Genomic DNA, 16,810 nt, shown 5'->3' with positions numbered 1-16,810 from the left:
GCTCTGCAGGCCGAGGTTGTCACAGCAGGAGGAATGCGATCATGCTTATGTTTTATCTGCCGTTCATCATCTTTGGAGCGATGCTCGACGCAATGTCGAAGCAGAGTGTGTCAGCAACGTTCGACGAGCCGCCAAGCTTCGATTAGCCCCCAGGCCGATGCGTTGGCTTCGGTGTTTGCCGACGAGCCAACGCCGGTTCAGGCATTCGAATATTTCTTCAGCTCCAGCCGCGCGATCTGGTTTCGGTGGACCTCGTCCGGCCCGTCCGCGAGGCGGAGCAGGCGGGCCGTAGCGTAGGCCTGCGTCAGGCCAAAATCGTTCGACGTGCCGCCGCCGCCATGGGCCTGGATCGCCCAGTCGATGATCTGGCAGGCCATGTTGGGCACGGCGACCTTGATCATCGCGATCTCGGCCTTCGCCACCTTGTTGCCGACCGTGTCCATCGCGTAGGCGGCGTTCAGCGTCAGCAGCCGCGCCTGCTCGATCATGATGCGGGCCTCGGCGATCCGCTCCTGAGTCACGGTCTGTTCGGAGACCGGCTTGCCGAAGGCGACGCGGCTGCGCACGCGGCGGCACATCTTCTCCAGCGTGCGTTCGGCAAGGCCGATCAGCCGCATGCAGTGGTGGATGCGGCCCGGGCCGAGGCGGCCCTGCGCGATCTCAAAGCCGCGGCCTTCGCCGAGCAGCATGTTCTCCTTCGGCACGCGCACATTGGTGAAGACGACCTCCGAGGCTCGGTCGGGCACGCCGTAGAAGCCGAACACGGGCAGGGGACGTTTCACCTCGATGCCCGGCGTATCCATCGGTGCCAGGATCATGGACTGCTGCTTGTGGCGGTCCGGATTGTCCGGATCGGTCTTGCCCATGAAGATGCAGATCTTGCAGCGCGGGTCGGTCGCATTGGTCGTGTACCATTTGCGGCCGTTGATGACGTAGTGGTCGCCGTCGCGCACGATCGAGCTCTCGATGTTGGTCGCGTCCGACGAGGCGACCGCTGGCTCGGTCATGGCGAAGCAGGAGCGGATTTCACCAGCGAGGAGCGGCTTCAGCCAGCGCTCCTTGTCCTTCTCCGTGCCGTAGCGCTCCAGCACCTCCATGTTGCCGGTATCCGGCGCCGAGCAGTTGAACACCTCGGGCGCGAGATGCGAGCGGCCCATCACCTCGCAGAGCGGGGCATATTCGAGATTGGTGAGTCCAGCGCCATGATGGGAGTCTGGCAGGAACAGGTTCCAGAGGCCCTCGGCGCGTGCGAGCGGCTTGAGCTCCTCGACGACGGGATAGACCTTCCAGGGCCCGAGTTCCTCTGCCTCGCGATAGAACCGCTCCTCGTTCGGATAGATGTGCCGGTCCATGAAGCTCTCGAGCTTGCGCTTGAGCTCGACGACCTTTGGCGACATCGGGTAGAGCATCTTTCGTCTCCTTGACGATGAGCGGCGGTTTAGCCGATTTCGAGATAGTCCGGATCAGGCAGCTTTGGGAACGGCACCGTCGGCAGCGTCTGGTACCAGAACGCGACCGAGGCGATGTCGTCCTGCAATGGAAGATATTTGGGCTCCTTGGTGCCGGGCAGCCAGCCCAGCGCCTGGATGGTCACGCGCAGGTCGGAGCGGAAGCGGATCGGATCCGGGATGTGCCAGCGGTACATGCCGAAGCGCTGCTGCGACTTGTAGACGCCGTCGGGGCGGATCACCTGCGGCAGGCCGGCATAGGGCGTGGTGAATTCCTGGTAGCGCGATTGCTGCGCGGGGCCTTGGCCGGAATGGGCGACATAGGGATCGAAATTATAGGCCCCGCAAAAGTAGTCCTCCGTGCCGGTGCCGCAGATCGTCGGAAATTCGCCGTCGTCATCGATGAAGAACTTGATCTCGCCTTCGCCCCACCAGCCGTTGTTGTGAACGCCCCAGGCCATGTAGGTGCCGACATAGTGGCCTGCCCCCGCCACGCCGTCGAGGATGGTGTAGACCTCCCTGTACCGCAGCGGATTGGTGCGGCGGAACTGCGCGTGGAAATAGGCGCAGTCTTCGGGCACGTCGGTCAGCGTGTAGTTGATCTGGTAGTAGACGGTGAGCGGCTCCTCGCTGCGGTTCTCCAGCGTGAAGCGCGCGCGCTTGCGGAACGGCATTTCCCAATAGCAGTTGAAGGCGCGCCCGGGATTGACGCAGACCGCGAGCGAGGACACCTGCGCGAACTCTTCCCATCCGCAGGCGAAGAAGTCGCCAGCCGGGCATTCGACGCTCGGCTGCTCCTGGTCGTCCCAGTAGATCCGCAGGATCGAATGGCGCAGGCGCCCACGCGCCAGCGTCATCCAGACCTGCTGGATCGCGCCCTGGCCCGAGATGTCCGCAAGCGTGAAAGTCGTGCCCGGTTCGATGACGACATAGGGCGAGACCTTCCACCCCTGACCGAGGTCGCGCGCCTGGCGCGCCGCGGGGCCGTCGACGGACATGCCGCCCTTGCCCCTCTCGCCTGTAAAATTCTCGGGGCTAATCGAGCGCGTCAGCGCATTCGACAGCCGCGACAGATTGCCGAGATGCATGCCCAATCCGGAAAACGCCACGGTATCCTCGATCCAGCGTTAGCGATGCCCCGATATATCGCCGGCGAATCTACCAAAAGGTGAAGACGATCGCGGACAGAGACGGCCCGCGACGCGATCGTGCGGCGGCCTATCCGACGCGGTACTCCCTGTACTGCTCGCGCAACGCCGACTTCAGCACCTTGCCGGTGCCGGTCATCGGAAACTGGTCCATGAATTCGACGGCGTCCGGCATCCACCAGCTCGCGACCCTCGGGCGCATATGGTCGAGCAGCGTCTTGTCGTCGAGCGTCGAGCCTTGCTTGCGAACGACGAGGAGCAGGGGGCGCTCCTGCCACTTCTCGTGAGCGATCGCGACCACGGCGGCTTGCAGCACCTCGGGATGAGAGAGCGCGATGTCCTCGAGCTGGATCGAGGAGATCCATTCGCCGCCGGACTTGATCACGTCCTTGGAGCGGTCGGTCAGCGTGACGTGGCCCTGGGCATCGATCACGGCCATGTCGCCGGTGACCAGCCAGCCGTCGCGGTCGAGGCCTTCGTCGAGCTTCATGTAGCCTGAGGCGACCCACGGCCCACGAGCACGCAAATGCCCGACCGTCTTGCCGTCGCGCGGCAGCTCGTTGCCGCCGTCATCGACGATGCGCAAGCTCGTGCCGAAGCAGGCGCGGCCCGACACCATGCGCCGGTCGAACTTCTCTTTGTCGCTGAGATGCTCCGAGCCCGGCCGCAAGCCAGGCATCGAGCAGCCCAGGGCCTCGGTCATGCCCCAGGCCTGGATGTAATCGACATCGTACTCGCGCTTGAGCTTCTCGACCATCGCGCGCGGCGGCGCCGAGCCCGACGACAGCGTTGCACGCAAGTTCGTGAACCTGTTGCCGGTGCGCCCCAGCCAGTCGAGCAGGATCAGCCAGAAGCTCGGCACGCCCGCCGACAGCGTCACCTTCTCGCCCTCGAGCAGTTCATAGAGCTTGTCTGGCTCGTAGTTGCGGCCGGGCAGCACCAGCTTCGAGCCGGTGTAGGGCGCGGTGAACGGCATGTTCCAGCCATTGCCGTGGAAGAGGGGCGCCATCGGCATCATTACCTCGCGCACGCCTTCGATATGTCCCGGCAGGAAGTCGAAATTGCAGCAGGTCATGGTCTGCAGGATCGCGGCGCGGTGCGAATAGATCACGCCCTTGGGATTGCCCGTCGTACCCGAGGTGTAGCAGATGGTGGAGGCGGATTTTTCGTCGAACAGCGGCCAGGCGAAGCCGGCGTCGTTCTCCTTCTCCAGCACTTCCTCGTAGCAATGCACGTTCGCAAGCTTTGTTTCCGGCATGCGCTCGCGCGAGGTCATCACGACATAGGCTTCGATCGTGTTGAGCTGCGGCGCGATCGCCTCGACGATCGGCAGCGTGGCGCGGTCGATGAACAGCAGCCGGTCTTCGGCATGGTTGATGATGTAGATGAGCTGCTCGGGAAACAGTCGCGGATTGACGGTATGCAGCACGTAGCCCATGCCGGGCGCGGCGTAGAACATCTCGAAATGACGGTGGGTATTCCAGGCGAGCGTGCCGACGCGGTCGCCGGGATTCATGCCAAGCCGCTTCAAGGCCAACGCCATGCGCTTGATGCGCGGATGGGCGTCCGCATAGGTGTAGCGATGGATGTCGCCCTCGATCTCGCGCGCGACGATCTCCGCTTCGCCGTGATAGTCGGCCGCATACTGGATCAAGCCGCTGATCAGGAGCGGCATGTCCATCATCAATCCCTGCATCATCTCCTCCAGATCGCCACGTCGTTACGCGGCGCGCTTGTAGATTTCCGTGCAAGCTAGCGGAACGTCGCGCCGCCTTCACGCAAAAAACGAGCGATGTGATTGCGTGCGTCACTTTTTCAGGGCTAATTGATGCGAGCTGCCGGCGAAGCAGCGTTCGCCCGTGGAGGACAGGGATGTCAGCGGAAAAACACAAGACCGGCGCAGCCGGCACATCTACGATCGACATCGCAACCTTGCGTGCGCGCTATCGGGACGAGCGCGACCTTCGCCTGCGCGCTGAAGGCAAGGCGCAATATGTCGAGGTGACCGGCGGCTTTGCCCGCTATCTCGACGATCCCTGGGCCGATGCGGAATTTAAGCGCGAGGCCGTCAGCGAAGAGACCGAAGTGGTCATCGTCGGCGGTGGCTTCGGCGGTCTCTTGTGCGGTGCGCGCCTGCGCGAAGCCGGCATTGATGATTTCCGGATCGTGGAAAAGGCCGCCGACTTCGGCGGCACCTGGTACTGGAATCGCTATCCGGGTGCGGCCTGTGATACCGAGAGCTACATCTATCTGCCGCTCTTGGAAGAGACCGGCTACATGCCCGTGCGCAAATATGCGCGCGCGCCCGAGATCTACGAACATTCGCGCCGCATCGGCCGCCACTTCGGCCTCTACGAGCGCGCGCTGTTTCAGACCATCATCTCGCGGATGGAATGGCGGGAAGACGACGCACGCTGGCTGGTCGAGACCGATCGCGGCGATCGCATCCGCGCGCGCTTCGTCATTCTCGCCGGCGGCCCGCTGAGCCGGCCGAAGCTGCCGGGGATTCCCGGCATCGAGACCTTCAAGGGCCACAGCTTCCACACCAGCCGCTGGGATTATGCCTACACCGGCGGCAACGCCGAGGGCGGTCTCTCCAACCTTGCCGACAAGCGCGTCGGCATCATCGGAACGGGCGCCACCGCGGTGCAGTGCGTGCCGCATCTCGGCCGTTCCGCGAAGGAGCTCTACGTCTTCCAGCGCACGCCGTCAGCAATCGGCGTGCGCGACGATCGGCCGACGGACGAGGTCTGGGCGAAGAGCCTGACGCCGGGCTGGCAGCGCGAGCGCATGGACAATTTCACGGCGGTGATCTCCGGCGAGCCGTTCGAACAGGATCTGGTGCAGGACGGCTGGACCGGCCTGCTCGGCGAGATTCTGCTAGCGCCGCGCCGCCAGCCGCAGCCGGTGACCTCGATGGAGGAGGCGCTGAAGGTGATCGAACAGGCCGACTACCGCAAGATGGAGGAGATCCGCGTCCGCGTCGATCGGGTGGTGAAGGACGAGGCGACGGCGGCGGCGCTAAAGCCCTGGTACAAGGCGTTCTGCAAGCGGCCGTGCTTTCACGACGAATATCTCGACACGTTCAACCGTCCCAACGTGCATCTCGTGGACACCAAAGGCAGGGGCGTCGAACGCATCACCGAAAATGCCGTCATCGTCGACGGCAAGGCCCATGAGCTCGACTGCCTGATCTATGCCAGCGGCTTCGAGGTCGGCACCGACTACGCCCGCCGCATGGGTTTTGAGGTCCATGGCCGCGGCGGCATGAGCCTGAGCGATCGCTGGCGCGACGGCGTCAAGACGCTGCACGGCTTCTACAGCCGCGGCTTTCCCAACTGCTTCCTGATCGTCACGGTGCAGGCCGGCCAGAGCGCCAACTTCCCGCACATCATCGACGAGCAGTCGCAGCACATTGCCTATGTGATCGCAGAGGCGCGCAAGCGCAAAGCCCGCACGCTGGAGCCGACACTCGAGGCGGAAAACGCCTGGGTCGACGAAGTTGTCAAGGCAGCGGTCGGGCGCCAGACCTATCTCGCCGAATGCACGCCCGGCTATTACAACAATGAAGGCGTGTTCGATCCGATCGCGGCGAGAAACAGCCAATATTGGCGCGGGCCGGTGGCGTTCCTGCGGCTGCTGGAACGGTGGCGGAAGGAGGGCCGGCTGGACGGATTGGAGTTGACCCATGAGGCGGCAGCGGCCGGCAGCTCTCCGGCCCTGGCTTGATCGGCATGACCCCAACACTCAGCGGCGCGACACGGCTCTACGTCATCGTCGGCGATCCCATTGCGCAGGTGCGCTCGCCCGCGGGCGTGACGGCCGCCTTCGCCGCGCGTGGCCATGATGGCATCCTCGCGCCCGTTCAGGTCGCGCCCCACGATCTGCCAGATTTCCTCTCGGTTGCGGTGCGGTTGAAGAACCTCGACGGCATCGTCGTGACCATTCCGCACAAATTCGCCTGTTACCAGGCCTGCGCCAGCGCGACGGAGCGTGCACATTTCCTGCGCACGGTGAACCTGATGCGCCGGCGCGCCGATGGCGCCTGGCATGGCGACATGGTGGATGGCCTCGGCTTCGTCGGCGCCGCGCGGGCGAAGGGGATCGATCCCAGGGGCATGCGCGCGCTGCTGGTCGGCGCCGGTGGCGCCGGATCGGCCATCGCGCTGGCACTGGTCGAGGCGGGTGTCAGCGAGATCGCCGTTCACGACAGCGCGGCCGAGCGCCGCGACGCGCTGATCGACCAGCTCAACCGGCTTGGCAGGGCGCCCGCCCGGCTCGGGAGCATGGATCCCGCCAGCTTCGACTTTGTCGCCAATGCGACGCCGGCAGGGATGAAAGAGGGCGACCCGCTGCCGGTCGATGTCACGCGGCTCGTGCCAACAGCCTATTGCGGTTGCGTAATCACCAAGCCTGAGGTCTCGCCGTTCATTGCGGCGGCCCGCAAGATCGGCTGCATCACCGCGACCGGCGCCGACATGTACCGGCAGCACCAGGGCATTATGGTGGATTTCCTGCTCGGCCACGACGGTGACGGAAATTAGGAGATTGGCGGGGTGTCAAGGGCCTGACCGGCGCTGATTACGTTCGCCGGGGCTTGAGCAGGGGCTATTGACGTAGGATCATGCGCCCGCGCGAGCCGGTCGCGCATAGCTAGAGAGAGGAAGGCGGAATGACCAAGGGCAGGACAGTTGCGACGGCGATGATCGGCGCTACCGCGCTGCTTCTCTCTTTGATGCAAGCGGCCGATGCCGCGCAATGCGGCAGCTCGCCGGCCGGCTTCGACGCCTGGAAGCGTGAGTTCAGCGAGGAAGCCCGAGCCAAGGGCATCGGACAGACCGCCATCTCGGCGCTGATGCAGGCCCATTACGCCAGCGCCACCATTGCGGCGGACCGCGGCCAGCGCAGCTTTTCGCTGTCGCTCGACCAGTTTCTCGCCAAGCGCGGAGCCACCACCATTGTGGCGCGGGGCCGATCGCTGAAGCAGTCGCAGGCCGCACTGTTCGCCTCGATCCAGCAGCGCTACGGCGTGCCACCGGGGCCGCTGATCGCGATCTGGGGCATGGAGACCGGTTTCGGCAGCCAGCGCGGCAACCAGAACATGCTGTCGTCGATCGCAACGCTTGCCTATGATTGCCGCCGCCCCGAATTCTTCACCGACCAGCTCTATGCGGCGCTGAAGCTGATCGACCGCGGCGCGCTGTCGGGCGCGACCCGTGGCTCCATGCACGGCGAGGTCGGCCAGACCCAGTTCATGCCCAAGAACATCCTGGCCTATGGCACCGGCAATCTCGACGTCGCTGCCAACGCTCTGAACTCGACCGCGAATTTCCTCAAGGCCCATGGTTGGCGCGCAGGCGCCGGCTACCAGCCGGGAGAACCGAATTTCGCCGCCATCGAGGCCTGGAATGCCGCGGGCGTCTATCAGAAGGCGATCGCGTTGATGGGACGGCAGATCGATGAGGGAGGCGGAGCGTCGGCAGCCCGCTGAGGCGCTTCACGAGGAAGTGCCTGGGTCGCGCGTGAGAAAGTTGCTGTCGCAGAAGGAACCGACGGTGTAAGCTTTGCTTTGATCGGGGACAGGGGCTGGCACGAGGAGAGCTCAACATGGCAACCCAGATCGTGATGGATCATACCGGCGATACGCGCCACGAGTTTGATCCCGAGAATGCGGAAGCGGTGGCGCGGGCCGAACGACGCTTTCGCGAGCTGACCGGCTTGGGCTTCACTGCCGCCGTGAGAACGGCGCCCGGTGAAGTGTCCCGTATCCGGTCATTCGACCCGACCGCGCACGAAACGCTGTTCTATCCCCGCCTCGTCGGCGGCTGATCCGAACAGCTCATGATCGCGGTGTTCAGGCTCGGCGCGCCGGCGCGGGCGCGCCTGCATGCGCTGCGGGAGCTGTACCGGCGCTTCTTCGGAGAGAACACGCCGGACGCCCGCGGACGCCGGCTGCTGTCCGAATGGCTGACGCCGGCGCAGCTCGCACAGTTCGAGCAGCACCGGTATTTCGATGTGGTCGGGTGCGACACCGGCAAGCGGTACCGCATTCACTACGGCACGGCCGCGAACGTCCATGAGATCAACGAAGCCGGAATTGCGACGATGGGATGGTGCTTCGTCCCGTCAGGCTTCTTGGTGCCCGGCGACGTGATGCTGGCGCAGAAGATCGCCCTCGAGACGAACGAACGGGGAGCTTTGGCCCTCGCCAACCGATTTCCGCCGGCGACGCATTCAGAGCACTTCTACCGGCGGCCGTTCTAGTTTGTGACCGGCTGGAGCGTGATCCGGACAAGAGTGTAGAAGATCATGCTCAAACAACAACCTTAAGCGCGATGACGATTCATCCTCATCTCATCGCGCTTCAGGCGTGCCTCAGTAGTGCGACGTCCGATAGGCGTCGAGCGCATGCGCCGCGAACACGCCGATGCTGCAAAGGGCAAGCAGCCCCGAAATCAGCTCGATCATAGCTCATCCTCCCGTAGCGGCAGGGCGACGAGATGTTGGCAGCAGGAATAATCCCGGATCAGGTCGAGGAAGAATTGCATCGTGGCCGTCCCTGTAGGCTTTTGACAACTACATAACCGGCCATCTGTTTCAGGGGTGTTTCGTCGACTTGGGAAAGGGGTTTCGTGGGGAACCCTGGGCTGGCTTGTGAGCCGTGGGCCCGCTAAATCCACAATTGGTCCATCCTTTTGGCCGCGCAGCTTCCCTCCGGCGGCCTATCCATTGCGAGGCGAAATAATGGTGCCAGTTGAATGGTTTGACGATCTCACCGTCGGAATGCGTTTCAAATCTCCGGAGATCCAGGTCACCGAAGCCGACATCAAGCGCTTTGCCGCCGAGTTCGATCCACAGCCGATGCACCTGGATCACGAGGCCGCCAAGGCGACGCTGTTCAAGGGCCTCGCTGCGTCAGGATGGCACACTGCGGCCATCGCCATGAACCTCGCCATCCAGGTCCGTCCGTTTGGCCCGCATCCATTGATCGGCGCCGGCGTCGACGGCCTGCGCTGGACGGTGCCCGTGCGGCCCAATGACCGCCTCCACCTCGAAGGCGAGGTCATGAGCCTGACGCCATCGAAATCGAAGCCGCAGGGCATCGCGCTGGTGAAATGGACCATGTTCAATCAGAACGGAGAGGAGGTTTACACCTTCACCCCGATCGCGATCGTGCCGCGGCGCGGATAGGCGCCACCGTCCGCCATTGGTTGTGTCGCATCACTGGAAGCCCTTGCGGCTCTCCCGCTGAGGTGGTCAGCTTGCCACGGGGAACAGGCTGGAGGCTCACATGAAAGGATTCCTTCTTGCTGCCGGGCTGCTCGCCGGTGTCGTGGGCGGGCCTGCGCTCGCGCAACAAAGCAAGGTGGGTGACTGGACCATCGAGAAGCGCACCCAGGACACGCATTGCAATGCGAGCCGCGGCTACAAGGACAAGGAGGACGAGAACCGCGACTACGTGATCGTGATCACCTATTCCGACAAGGCCATCGTCATCGTGATGATTTACGACGGCTGGGAATGGGACAAGGTCGGCGAGATACTGCGAGCGGATTTCAGCACGGATGACGCCGACATCATGAAGAAGGCGAAGTGGGAGGTCATGGACAAGACCACCGTGCGCGGCATCTTCGAATTCGATCAATCGATCATGGACCGGCTGTCGAAGGCCAAGCGCCTGGCGCTCGATTTCGAGGATGATGACGACGACAGTATCGAGATGCAGGTTCCCCGCGCCGGCGAAGCGCTCGCCGCGCTGAAGTTCTGCGAGGAGAACAGGAAGTAAAGACACGAGGCAGGTGGCCGGGGCCGCGGGTTCAGGCATCAGGCCCGTGCGAGCGGGCGCGGACCTTGGGCACACAGCCCGCTTGCAGTTCGCATTTCTCCTAGTCTTTGGCGAAAACGTCCAAGCCGCTTCCCTTGGTTGACGTTACCCAAGGACGATGTTCGAGATTCCAGCGTTTGGCTGCATCGATCCCTCAGCGCTGAAGGCGACAGTTTCCCGGCCGGTCTTCGTCGGCTCGCTCCGAAGCGGGAGCGTTCGCATTTTTCATCGGGGCAACCCGCAGATTGCGTCCGTCGACCAATGACCATCCCGGAGGCCAATCGGTTCTCGTCGCTGGTCGGCGGGATCTATGATGCAGCAGCCGATCCTTCGCTGCGCGCCGCAGTGCTGGAGCGGATTGCAAATTTCGTCGGCGGATCGGCCGCAACCATTCTGTCGAGGGATGCGGCCAGGCTCTCGATCGAGATCCACCAGCACTTTGGAACGGACGCTCACTTCCGGCAGCTCTATCGTGACAGGTATGTGGAGCTCGATCCTCTGCTCGATTTTCATCTCGACCTCGCCAGCGAACAGGCGATCAGCGTGGCGGATGTGATGCCCCATGCCGACTTCCTCGCGACGAGCTTCCATCGGGAGTGGGTGGAGCCGCAGAGTGCCGTGGACCTCGCGACGATCACGCTCGAGAGATCGGGCGCGCGCACGACGATCTTGCAGGTAATGCGTCATCAGTCCCGCGGTCTCGTCGACGATGCGATGCGCGAGCGGATGCGGCTCGTGGCTCCGCACATCCAGCGGTCGCGCATCATGGGGCGGCACATGAGAGCCCGCTCCCACACGGTCACCGATCTTGCCGATGTCCTCGACGGACTGACGACGGCAATATGCCTGCTCGACGCAGAGGGGAGGCTCATGCACGCCAACGCGGCATGCCGGCAGCTATTTGCTGACGCCAATCTGTTTGCGATGGTCGGCGACCGGATCGTGGCCCGTACCAGCCAGGCGGACAAGATCGTCCGCGGCCTGTTCGAGGCCGTCGATGGTGTTGCGAGCTCGGCCGGCCGTCGTCAGATCGAGCCGGTGAGATCGGTCGATGGCTCCCACTATCTGATCCACGCCCTCCGGTTGAAGCGCGAACGCGGCCGGCCGGAGCAGCTGCCGGATTCCGCAGCCGCCGTGCTCTTCGTGCAAAGAGCGTCCCTGACGCCGACGATCGCCGTCGATGCGATCGCTGAGGCTTTCAGGCTGACGCCATCCGAGCTGCGTGTTTTGACGGCCATCGTCGAGATCGGCGGCGTCCCCGATATCGCGGCCAAGCTCGGTATCGCCGAGACCACGGTGAAGACGCATCTCGGTCGCCTCTTTGAAAAGACGGGCGCCGGTAGGCAGGCCGATCTCGTGAAGATCGCCGCCGGATTTACCGCGCCCTTCGCGCGAAGCGCGGACAATAACACCGGCACCGTGTGAGTTATTTCGCCACCGGGCCCTAAATCCATTGTGATGAGCAGGGCGGTCGGGTCCTCCGAACGTAGGACGCCTTTCGCCTGATACTTTCGTATATCGCGCCTCCTGAAGGGCAGTGCGCGCCAAAAAACAAAACCGCCAGGACTCAATAGCGCGTGGCTGCTCGTCGATTGGAGGGATTGGAGTGAGCGGCAAGGACGATTTTTCCATTTTCTACGTTTCAACGAACGAGGTTCCCGAAAGCGAGCGCGTCCCATTGCTGCGCGAATTCTATTGCCGGGGCCTGGCCAAGGCCGAAGTCGACGCCAATGAAGGGGAGCCGTTCGCGGCGAACTTCACAGCCCTTGCGCTGCCGGAAGCCCAGTTGATGACCGGCGGGCTGTTTGGAGCGCGGATCATCCGTACGAAGCAACAGGTCATTGATGGCAATGACAGCCTGGCCCTGGTCGTGAATCGATCCGGCATCATCGGAATATCCGCGCGAGGACATGATCTGCGGCTTCATCCCGGAGACGCAGTGTTGACGAGTGCGGAGGATGTAGCGACTTTGGAGCGATTTGCACCGGGGGGCTGCTTTTCGCTGCGCGTGCCGCGGCGTGCGCTGGCGACAAAGATCGTGGACATCGACGATGCGGTGATGCGCGTCATGGCGGCCGACACGACCGGACTTCGGCTGCTTGTCGACTACGCCATAGCTCTTATGCGGGGGGAGTCGCTTGCGACGCCTGCGTTGCGCCAGCTTGGCGTCGCGCATCTGCATGATCTTCTGGCGCTTGTCCTCGGCGCGACGGGCGAGGTTCGGGAGCTGGCAGGACGGCAAGGCGTCAAGGCCGCGCGGCTGCGGAGGACGAAGCACTTCATCGCCGACAATTGCGGGCAGCCGGATCTGTCGGTTACGACCGTCGCCCAGGAGCTCGGCGTGACGCCGCGCTATCTCCAGCGCTTGTTCGAGGCGGACGGCAAGACTTTTTCTTCCTTTCTGATCGAGCAGCGCCTCAAGCGCGCCCATCGCATGCTGCGGAAGCCGGAATTTGCCGAACGTCCGGTGAGCTCGATCGCCTACGACGTCGGATTCGGTGACTTGTCCTATTTCAACCGCTGTTTCCGGCGGGCCTTTGGCGCCACGCCAAGCGATGTCCGGAGTGGCATGGCGGAGTGATCGGCCCCCGCGGACTTTCAGTGAACTGTTGATTGCAACCAAGAGGAAGGGATTTGGAAATGATCCTTGATCGTGGAGTCGTGGCCGTTGCACGGCCGTTGAGCGGGAGTTTTGCTCTCTCTATCCTTTATGCAACTGCGGCAATCGCCGCTATCCCAGACGAGATCAGGGTGCCCGGCGAGATACCGGGCATCGCGCTCCATGCAGAGGGCGCGCAGATCTATGAATGCCAGCCCGACGCCGCGAACCAGCTTGTTTGGCAGGCGCGCGAGCCGGCCGCGACGCTCATGGACGGCGACAATTCGGTCGGCCGCCATTACGCGGCACTGCATTGGGAATCGGTCGACGCCGGCACGCTGGTGTGGGAGCACAAGGACGGCAGCTCCGTGAAGGCGAAGGTCGTCGCCCGCGTCGCGGGTCGGACCGCTGACGATATGCCGTGGCTGAAATTCACCGTCGTCACCCAGACCGGCAACGGCCTGTTCTATGGCGTCACCCACGTGCAGCGCATCAACACGGAGGGCGGCATGGTCAAAGGTCCCTGCGACCAGGCCGGCATCTTTCGCAGCGTGCCGTATTCGGCCGACTACGTGTTCTGGCGCGCGGAATAGGTCATGACCGGGCGTCGGATTGCTGCGCCCGCTGGAGTTTTGGAATGCGTCGTTTCTTTTTCGATCTTCTGGTCGGCAATGTCGTGATGATCGACCCGGGCGGCATGGTGTTCGAACGGGTCGAAGCGACCTTTTCGGCAGCCGACGACATGGCCAGGCATCTGTTCGTCTGGCGTGACGATTTGCGCGACCGCGATGCCTGCATCCGCGTGAGGGATGCCGGCGGACGCGAAGTTTATCGCGCCGCGGTCTGGGCGGAGCATGCGGACAAGCAGGGCTGGGATCTGGCCTAAGCCGCGTGCGCGGTGTCGCATCTCTGCACCAGTCCCGAGTGAACAGCCTTCGGTTCGTTCTAAGCCGAGACGCGGTCGTTTCCGTCCAAGTCGGATGACTAGCCTCCTTCTACCTTGGCGTTCAGCGATTCAGTTGTCGCAACAGCCGGCCTCCTCCGATCGGAGGAGGTCGGTCGCAACATGCCTGTGCGCCCATAAGGGCCAACGGCGTCGACCGTGGAATGAAAATGAAACGAAGGCTTCTTTCGACCGTCAACCGCGGCCTGCTGCGGATTCCCGCGTCCGCGTTCCTGCTGGCGCCATGGATCATGGTTGAACCCGCGGGGGCCGCGTGCACGCCGCCGTCGCCGGTCAATGATGCGGTCGTGACCTGTACCGGAACAACGACCAATGCGAACGGCACGATCGGTTATGGATCGGCAACCGATACCGGCAACACCTTCAACCTGGTGTCCGGCGCGACCGTGTTCGGCACGACCTCCGGCATCACGCTCAATCAGGGACGATCACCAACGGCGGCTTTATCGTGGCGGGCACCGGGGCCTCGAACGGCGCGACCGGAATTGCCGCCATGGGGGACCTGAACCTGACGAACAATCCCACCGGAACTGCTGGCGTGATCGGCATTCGGGTGTTCGGTAGCAACGCCATCGCCGTCAGCAGCCTCGGTACGATCAACGTGGAAAATGAGTCGGATATCCTGGCGACCGCTGCGGGCGGGTTCGCGATCAAGGGCAGTGCGGTCAATCTGACGGCCAACAGCGGCCAGATCCTCGGGGTGCGCTACGGAGTCTATGCGTCGAGCGATGCCACAATCACCAACGGGACAGGCTCGATCCTTGCCGACGGAAACAACGGCACCGCCGTCTTTGCCGGCGGCAACCTTGTCATCAAAAATTCCGGCACGATCGCCGCAAGCGCCGATGGCAGTTCCGCAATTCGCACCAGCAATGTGACGGTTGCGAGCAACACCGGCAGAATCGAAGGTAACGCGATCGGCATCTTCGCCTTTACGGCTACGATCAACAACAACGGTGGCGGCGTGATCGACGCGGGGGCCGACAATGGCATCGCCATTTCCGGCAGGGACTCGGCGACGGTCGCCAACACAGGCACGATCAGCGGGGAGGCGACCGGAAGCTGGGCCATTGAAGCGAGGACCGTTGTCGTGTCCTCGAATTCAGGCACGATCTCAGGCGGATCGGCGGCCGTGATCGGCGATAGCGTAACCGTCGCGAATAGCGCTGGCGGCACGATCTCGGTGTTCGACGCCAGCGCCTCCGCCATCAACGCGCTGGTCGCGAATGTCTCAAACGCTGGACAGATCGTTGCAACGGGCGCCGACAGCTTTGGGATCGTTGCGGAAACGGTGAATGTAACGGCCAACACGGGCACGATCTCGGGCGACGCCAGTGCGATCCGATCGCCGACAGGTTCGGTCACGGTCAACAACAACGGCGGCACGATCTTATCCACGAACGCCAGTTCTACAGCGATTTTTGCCGAAACAAACGCGACCGTCGTCAATGCCGGTACGATCAAAGGGGGCGCGGGCAGTGGAACAGGAATCCGCGCCAACGGCGCGGCGGCGATCGAGAATGCGTCCGGCGGACTCATCTCCGGTGCGACCGGTCTGCAGGTGTTGGGCGGAGCCAATATCACCAACGGCGGCACGATCACCGGCACCGGCGGGACCGCGATCAAGCTGTCCAGCAATGCCGATACTTTGACGCTCTTGCCGGGCTCGAAGATCAACGGCGTGGTCGATTTCGGCTTCGGCAATGACGTCGTCAACGTCAACCTGGCGCCGACCACCAGGGTCTCGTCCTTGACGACCGTCGAGTTGCCGACCTTCATCAACTTCAATGGCACCATCAATACCATCACGTCGGGTGGCGGCTTCAACGGTCCCTCGGTCGTCTCCGGCACCACGCTCGCAACACTCGATCCCACCGCGCTGGCGCAGACCGATCGCACGCTGATGGATTTCACCGGCGGGGTGTCCTCGCTGGTGCAGGGCCGCCTGAACGGCACTGGCGCAGCCGGCAGCAACATGATGGCGATGGCCTATGCGCCGGAGACGGCGCAAGCCGGTCCCTTTACCAAGGCACCACGTAGCCTCTGGACCGATCCGGCGCCGATCACGGTCTGGGCCAACAGCTTTGGCGGCCAGCGTATCCAGGACGAGACCGCCGCGACCCTGCGCGCGACTTCCACGGCCTGGGCCGGGGCGATCGGCATCGACCGCAAGGTGCAGCCGAACTGGCTGGTCGGCGCCTTCCTCGGCGGCGGGCAGGGCGGCCTCTCGGTCGATCTCAACTCGCAATCGGTCGACACCAACTACGTGTTTGCCGGGGCCTATGGTCGCTTCGAATGGGTCTCGCAGTTCTTCGACTTCACGATCCAGGGCGGCAACGCCGACAACAAGTCGCGCCGCCTGGTGCTCAACAACGCCGCGGTGGGCGGCATGGAGACCGCGACCGCCAACTACAGTGGCTGGTACGTCAGCCCGGAGATCGCCTATGGCTACAAGCTCGAAATCGGCAACGGCTATCTGCTCACGCCGACCGCGCGGCTGCGCTACGTCGCGGGCCGGTTCGACGGCTACAGCGAGACCGGCTCGGCGCAGGGGCTCTCGGTCGGCGGCCGCACGCTGCAGGACTTTGAAGAGCGCGGCGAGGTCGATCTCTCGCGGGTGACGAGCCTTGGCGGCGGCGAGCTCAAGGCCAACATCCATGGGGGCGTGATCGCGCTCCAGCGCGTCGGCGACACCACCATCAACGCGGTGCTGATTGGGCAGAACCTGGCCTTCGTGACGCCGGGCAGCCGCAGCGCCGTCGGTGCGGTGGCCGGCTTCGGCTTCGACTACCGCACCAGCCGGAACGTGTCGGTGTTCGGAGCGGT

Annotated in this window: 16 protein-coding genes; 13 read left to right on the top strand and 3 right to left on the bottom strand. The window is 63.8% G+C overall.

The window, feature by feature from the left end; all coding sequences use genetic code 11:
* Positions 1-197 precede the first annotated feature (197 nt).
* The 3 genes from AXW67_RS32045 to AXW67_RS32035 all read right to left on the bottom strand — a co-directional run bounded on the left by AXW67_RS32045 (position 198) and on the right by AXW67_RS32035 (position 4,292).
* Positions 198-1,409, bottom strand: a complete 1,212-nt coding sequence (locus AXW67_RS32045; RefSeq protein ID WP_063681137.1) for an acyl-CoA dehydrogenase family protein — start codon at positions 1,407-1,409, stop codon at positions 198-200.
* Positions 1,410-1,438: 29 nt separating this feature from the next.
* Positions 1,439-2,557 (bottom strand): glycoside hydrolase family 172 protein, encoded by a 1,119-nt coding sequence (locus tag AXW67_RS32040; protein WP_063681136.1) that lies wholly within the window; start codon positions 2,555-2,557, stop codon positions 1,439-1,441.
* Positions 2,558-2,666: 109 nt separating this feature from the next.
* The gene (locus tag AXW67_RS32035; RefSeq protein ID WP_063681167.1) at positions 2,667-4,292 is read right to left on the bottom strand and encodes a long-chain fatty acid--CoA ligase; all 1,626 of its coding nucleotides are present in this window, start codon (positions 4,290-4,292) and stop codon (positions 2,667-2,669) included.
* Between the two features lie 176 nt (positions 4,293-4,468).
* Here AXW67_RS32035 and AXW67_RS32030 point away from each other — a divergent pair, with 176 nt between their 5' ends.
* The 13 genes from AXW67_RS32030 to AXW67_RS31970 all read left to right on the top strand — a co-directional run.
* Positions 4,469-6,325, top strand: a complete 1,857-nt coding sequence (locus AXW67_RS32030) for a flavin-containing monooxygenase (RefSeq protein WP_063681135.1) — start codon at positions 4,469-4,471, stop codon at positions 6,323-6,325.
* A 5-nt stretch (positions 6,326-6,330) separates the two neighbouring features.
* Positions 6,331-7,140: a shikimate dehydrogenase family protein gene (locus AXW67_RS32025; RefSeq protein ID WP_063681166.1), complete on the top strand. Its 810-nt coding sequence runs from the start codon at positions 6,331-6,333 to the stop codon at positions 7,138-7,140.
* Positions 7,141-7,268: 128 nt separating this feature from the next.
* A complete protein-coding gene (locus tag AXW67_RS32020) occupies positions 7,269-8,087 on the top strand; it encodes a lytic murein transglycosylase (RefSeq protein ID WP_063681134.1) in 819 nt (272 codons plus the stop codon).
* A 116-nt stretch (positions 8,088-8,203) separates the two neighbouring features.
* Positions 8,204-8,425 carry a hypothetical protein gene (locus tag AXW67_RS32015; protein ID WP_027551640.1) on the top strand — a complete coding sequence of 74 codons (222 nt, stop codon included), beginning with the start codon at positions 8,204-8,206 and terminating at the stop codon, positions 8,423-8,425.
* 12 nt (positions 8,426-8,437) lie between these two features.
* The gene (locus AXW67_RS32010) at positions 8,438-8,860 is read left to right on the top strand and encodes a hypothetical protein (protein ID WP_027551639.1); all 423 of its coding nucleotides are present in this window, start codon (positions 8,438-8,440) and stop codon (positions 8,858-8,860) included.
* 480 nt (positions 8,861-9,340) lie between these two features.
* Positions 9,341-9,787: a MaoC family dehydratase gene (locus AXW67_RS32005; protein WP_063681133.1), complete on the top strand. Its 447-nt coding sequence runs from the start codon at positions 9,341-9,343 to the stop codon at positions 9,785-9,787.
* A 100-nt stretch (positions 9,788-9,887) separates the two neighbouring features.
* The gene (locus AXW67_RS32000) at positions 9,888-10,382 is read left to right on the top strand and encodes a hypothetical protein (protein ID WP_027551637.1); all 495 of its coding nucleotides are present in this window, start codon (positions 9,888-9,890) and stop codon (positions 10,380-10,382) included.
* A gap of 300 nt (positions 10,383-10,682) precedes the next feature.
* Positions 10,683-11,846, top strand: a complete 1,164-nt coding sequence (locus AXW67_RS31995; protein WP_063681132.1) for a helix-turn-helix transcriptional regulator — start codon at positions 10,683-10,685, stop codon at positions 11,844-11,846.
* 181 nt (positions 11,847-12,027) lie between these two features.
* Positions 12,028-13,002 carry a helix-turn-helix transcriptional regulator gene (locus AXW67_RS31990; RefSeq protein ID WP_063681131.1) on the top strand — a complete coding sequence of 325 codons (975 nt, stop codon included), beginning with the start codon at positions 12,028-12,030 and terminating at the stop codon, positions 13,000-13,002.
* A gap of 170 nt (positions 13,003-13,172) precedes the next feature.
* Entirely contained in the window at positions 13,173-13,613 is a 441-nt protein-coding gene (locus tag AXW67_RS31985; protein ID WP_347336769.1) for a DUF3455 domain-containing protein, read from the top strand.
* 44 nt (positions 13,614-13,657) lie between these two features.
* The gene (locus AXW67_RS31980) at positions 13,658-13,906 is read left to right on the top strand and encodes a DUF6894 family protein (protein WP_063681130.1); all 249 of its coding nucleotides are present in this window, start codon (positions 13,658-13,660) and stop codon (positions 13,904-13,906) included.
* 227 nt (positions 13,907-14,133) lie between these two features.
* Complete coding sequence (locus tag AXW67_RS31975) at positions 14,134-14,490, top strand: hypothetical protein (protein ID WP_063681129.1); 357 nt, start codon at positions 14,134-14,136, stop codon at positions 14,488-14,490.
* On the top strand, positions 14,478-16,810 hold a 2,333-nt coding region (locus tag AXW67_RS31970), incomplete at its 3' end, for an autotransporter family protein (protein WP_063681128.1). The genes AXW67_RS31975 and AXW67_RS31970, both read left to right, overlap by 13 nt.

This window comes from Bradyrhizobium neotropicale, assembly GCF_001641695.1.
GTDB lineage: Bacteria > Pseudomonadota > Alphaproteobacteria > Rhizobiales > Xanthobacteraceae > Bradyrhizobium > Bradyrhizobium neotropicale.
The sequence above is the reverse complement of the archived record's forward strand: the minus strand, read 5'-3'. Positions and strand labels throughout refer to the sequence as shown.

What these genes read in the sequence shown, in the direction of transcription:
- AXW67_RS31995 (WP_063681132.1), top strand. Translation starts at nt 10,683, where the DNA reads ATGACCATCCCGGAGGCCAATCGGTTCTCGTCGCTGGTCGGCGGGATC.
- AXW67_RS32025 (WP_063681166.1), top strand. Translation starts at nt 6,331, where the DNA reads ATGACCCCAACACTCAGCGGCGCGACACGGCTCTACGTCATCGTCGGC.
- AXW67_RS32020 (WP_063681134.1), top strand. Translation starts at nt 7,269, where the DNA reads ATGACCAAGGGCAGGACAGTTGCGACGGCGATGATCGGCGCTACCGCG.
- AXW67_RS32005 (WP_063681133.1), top strand. Translation starts at nt 9,341, where the DNA reads ATGGTGCCAGTTGAATGGTTTGACGATCTCACCGTCGGAATGCGTTTC.
- AXW67_RS32010 (WP_027551639.1), top strand. Translation starts at nt 8,438, where the DNA reads ATGATCGCGGTGTTCAGGCTCGGCGCGCCGGCGCGGGCGCGCCTGCAT.
- AXW67_RS31980 (WP_063681130.1), top strand. Translation starts at nt 13,658, where the DNA reads ATGCGTCGTTTCTTTTTCGATCTTCTGGTCGGCAATGTCGTGATGATC.
- AXW67_RS31975 (WP_063681129.1), top strand. Translation starts at nt 14,134, where the DNA reads ATGAAACGAAGGCTTCTTTCGACCGTCAACCGCGGCCTGCTGCGGATT.
- AXW67_RS32030 (WP_063681135.1), top strand. Translation starts at nt 4,469, where the DNA reads ATGTCAGCGGAAAAACACAAGACCGGCGCAGCCGGCACATCTACGATC.
- AXW67_RS32000 (WP_027551637.1), top strand. Translation starts at nt 9,888, where the DNA reads ATGAAAGGATTCCTTCTTGCTGCCGGGCTGCTCGCCGGTGTCGTGGGC.
- AXW67_RS32035 (WP_063681167.1), bottom strand. Translation starts at nt 4,292, where the DNA reads ATGCAGGGATTGATGATGGACATGCCGCTCCTGATCAGCGGCTTGATC.
- AXW67_RS32045 (WP_063681137.1), bottom strand. Translation starts at nt 1,409, where the DNA reads ATGCTCTACCCGATGTCGCCAAAGGTCGTCGAGCTCAAGCGCAAGCTC.
- AXW67_RS32015 (WP_027551640.1), top strand. Translation starts at nt 8,204, where the DNA reads ATGGCAACCCAGATCGTGATGGATCATACCGGCGATACGCGCCACGAG.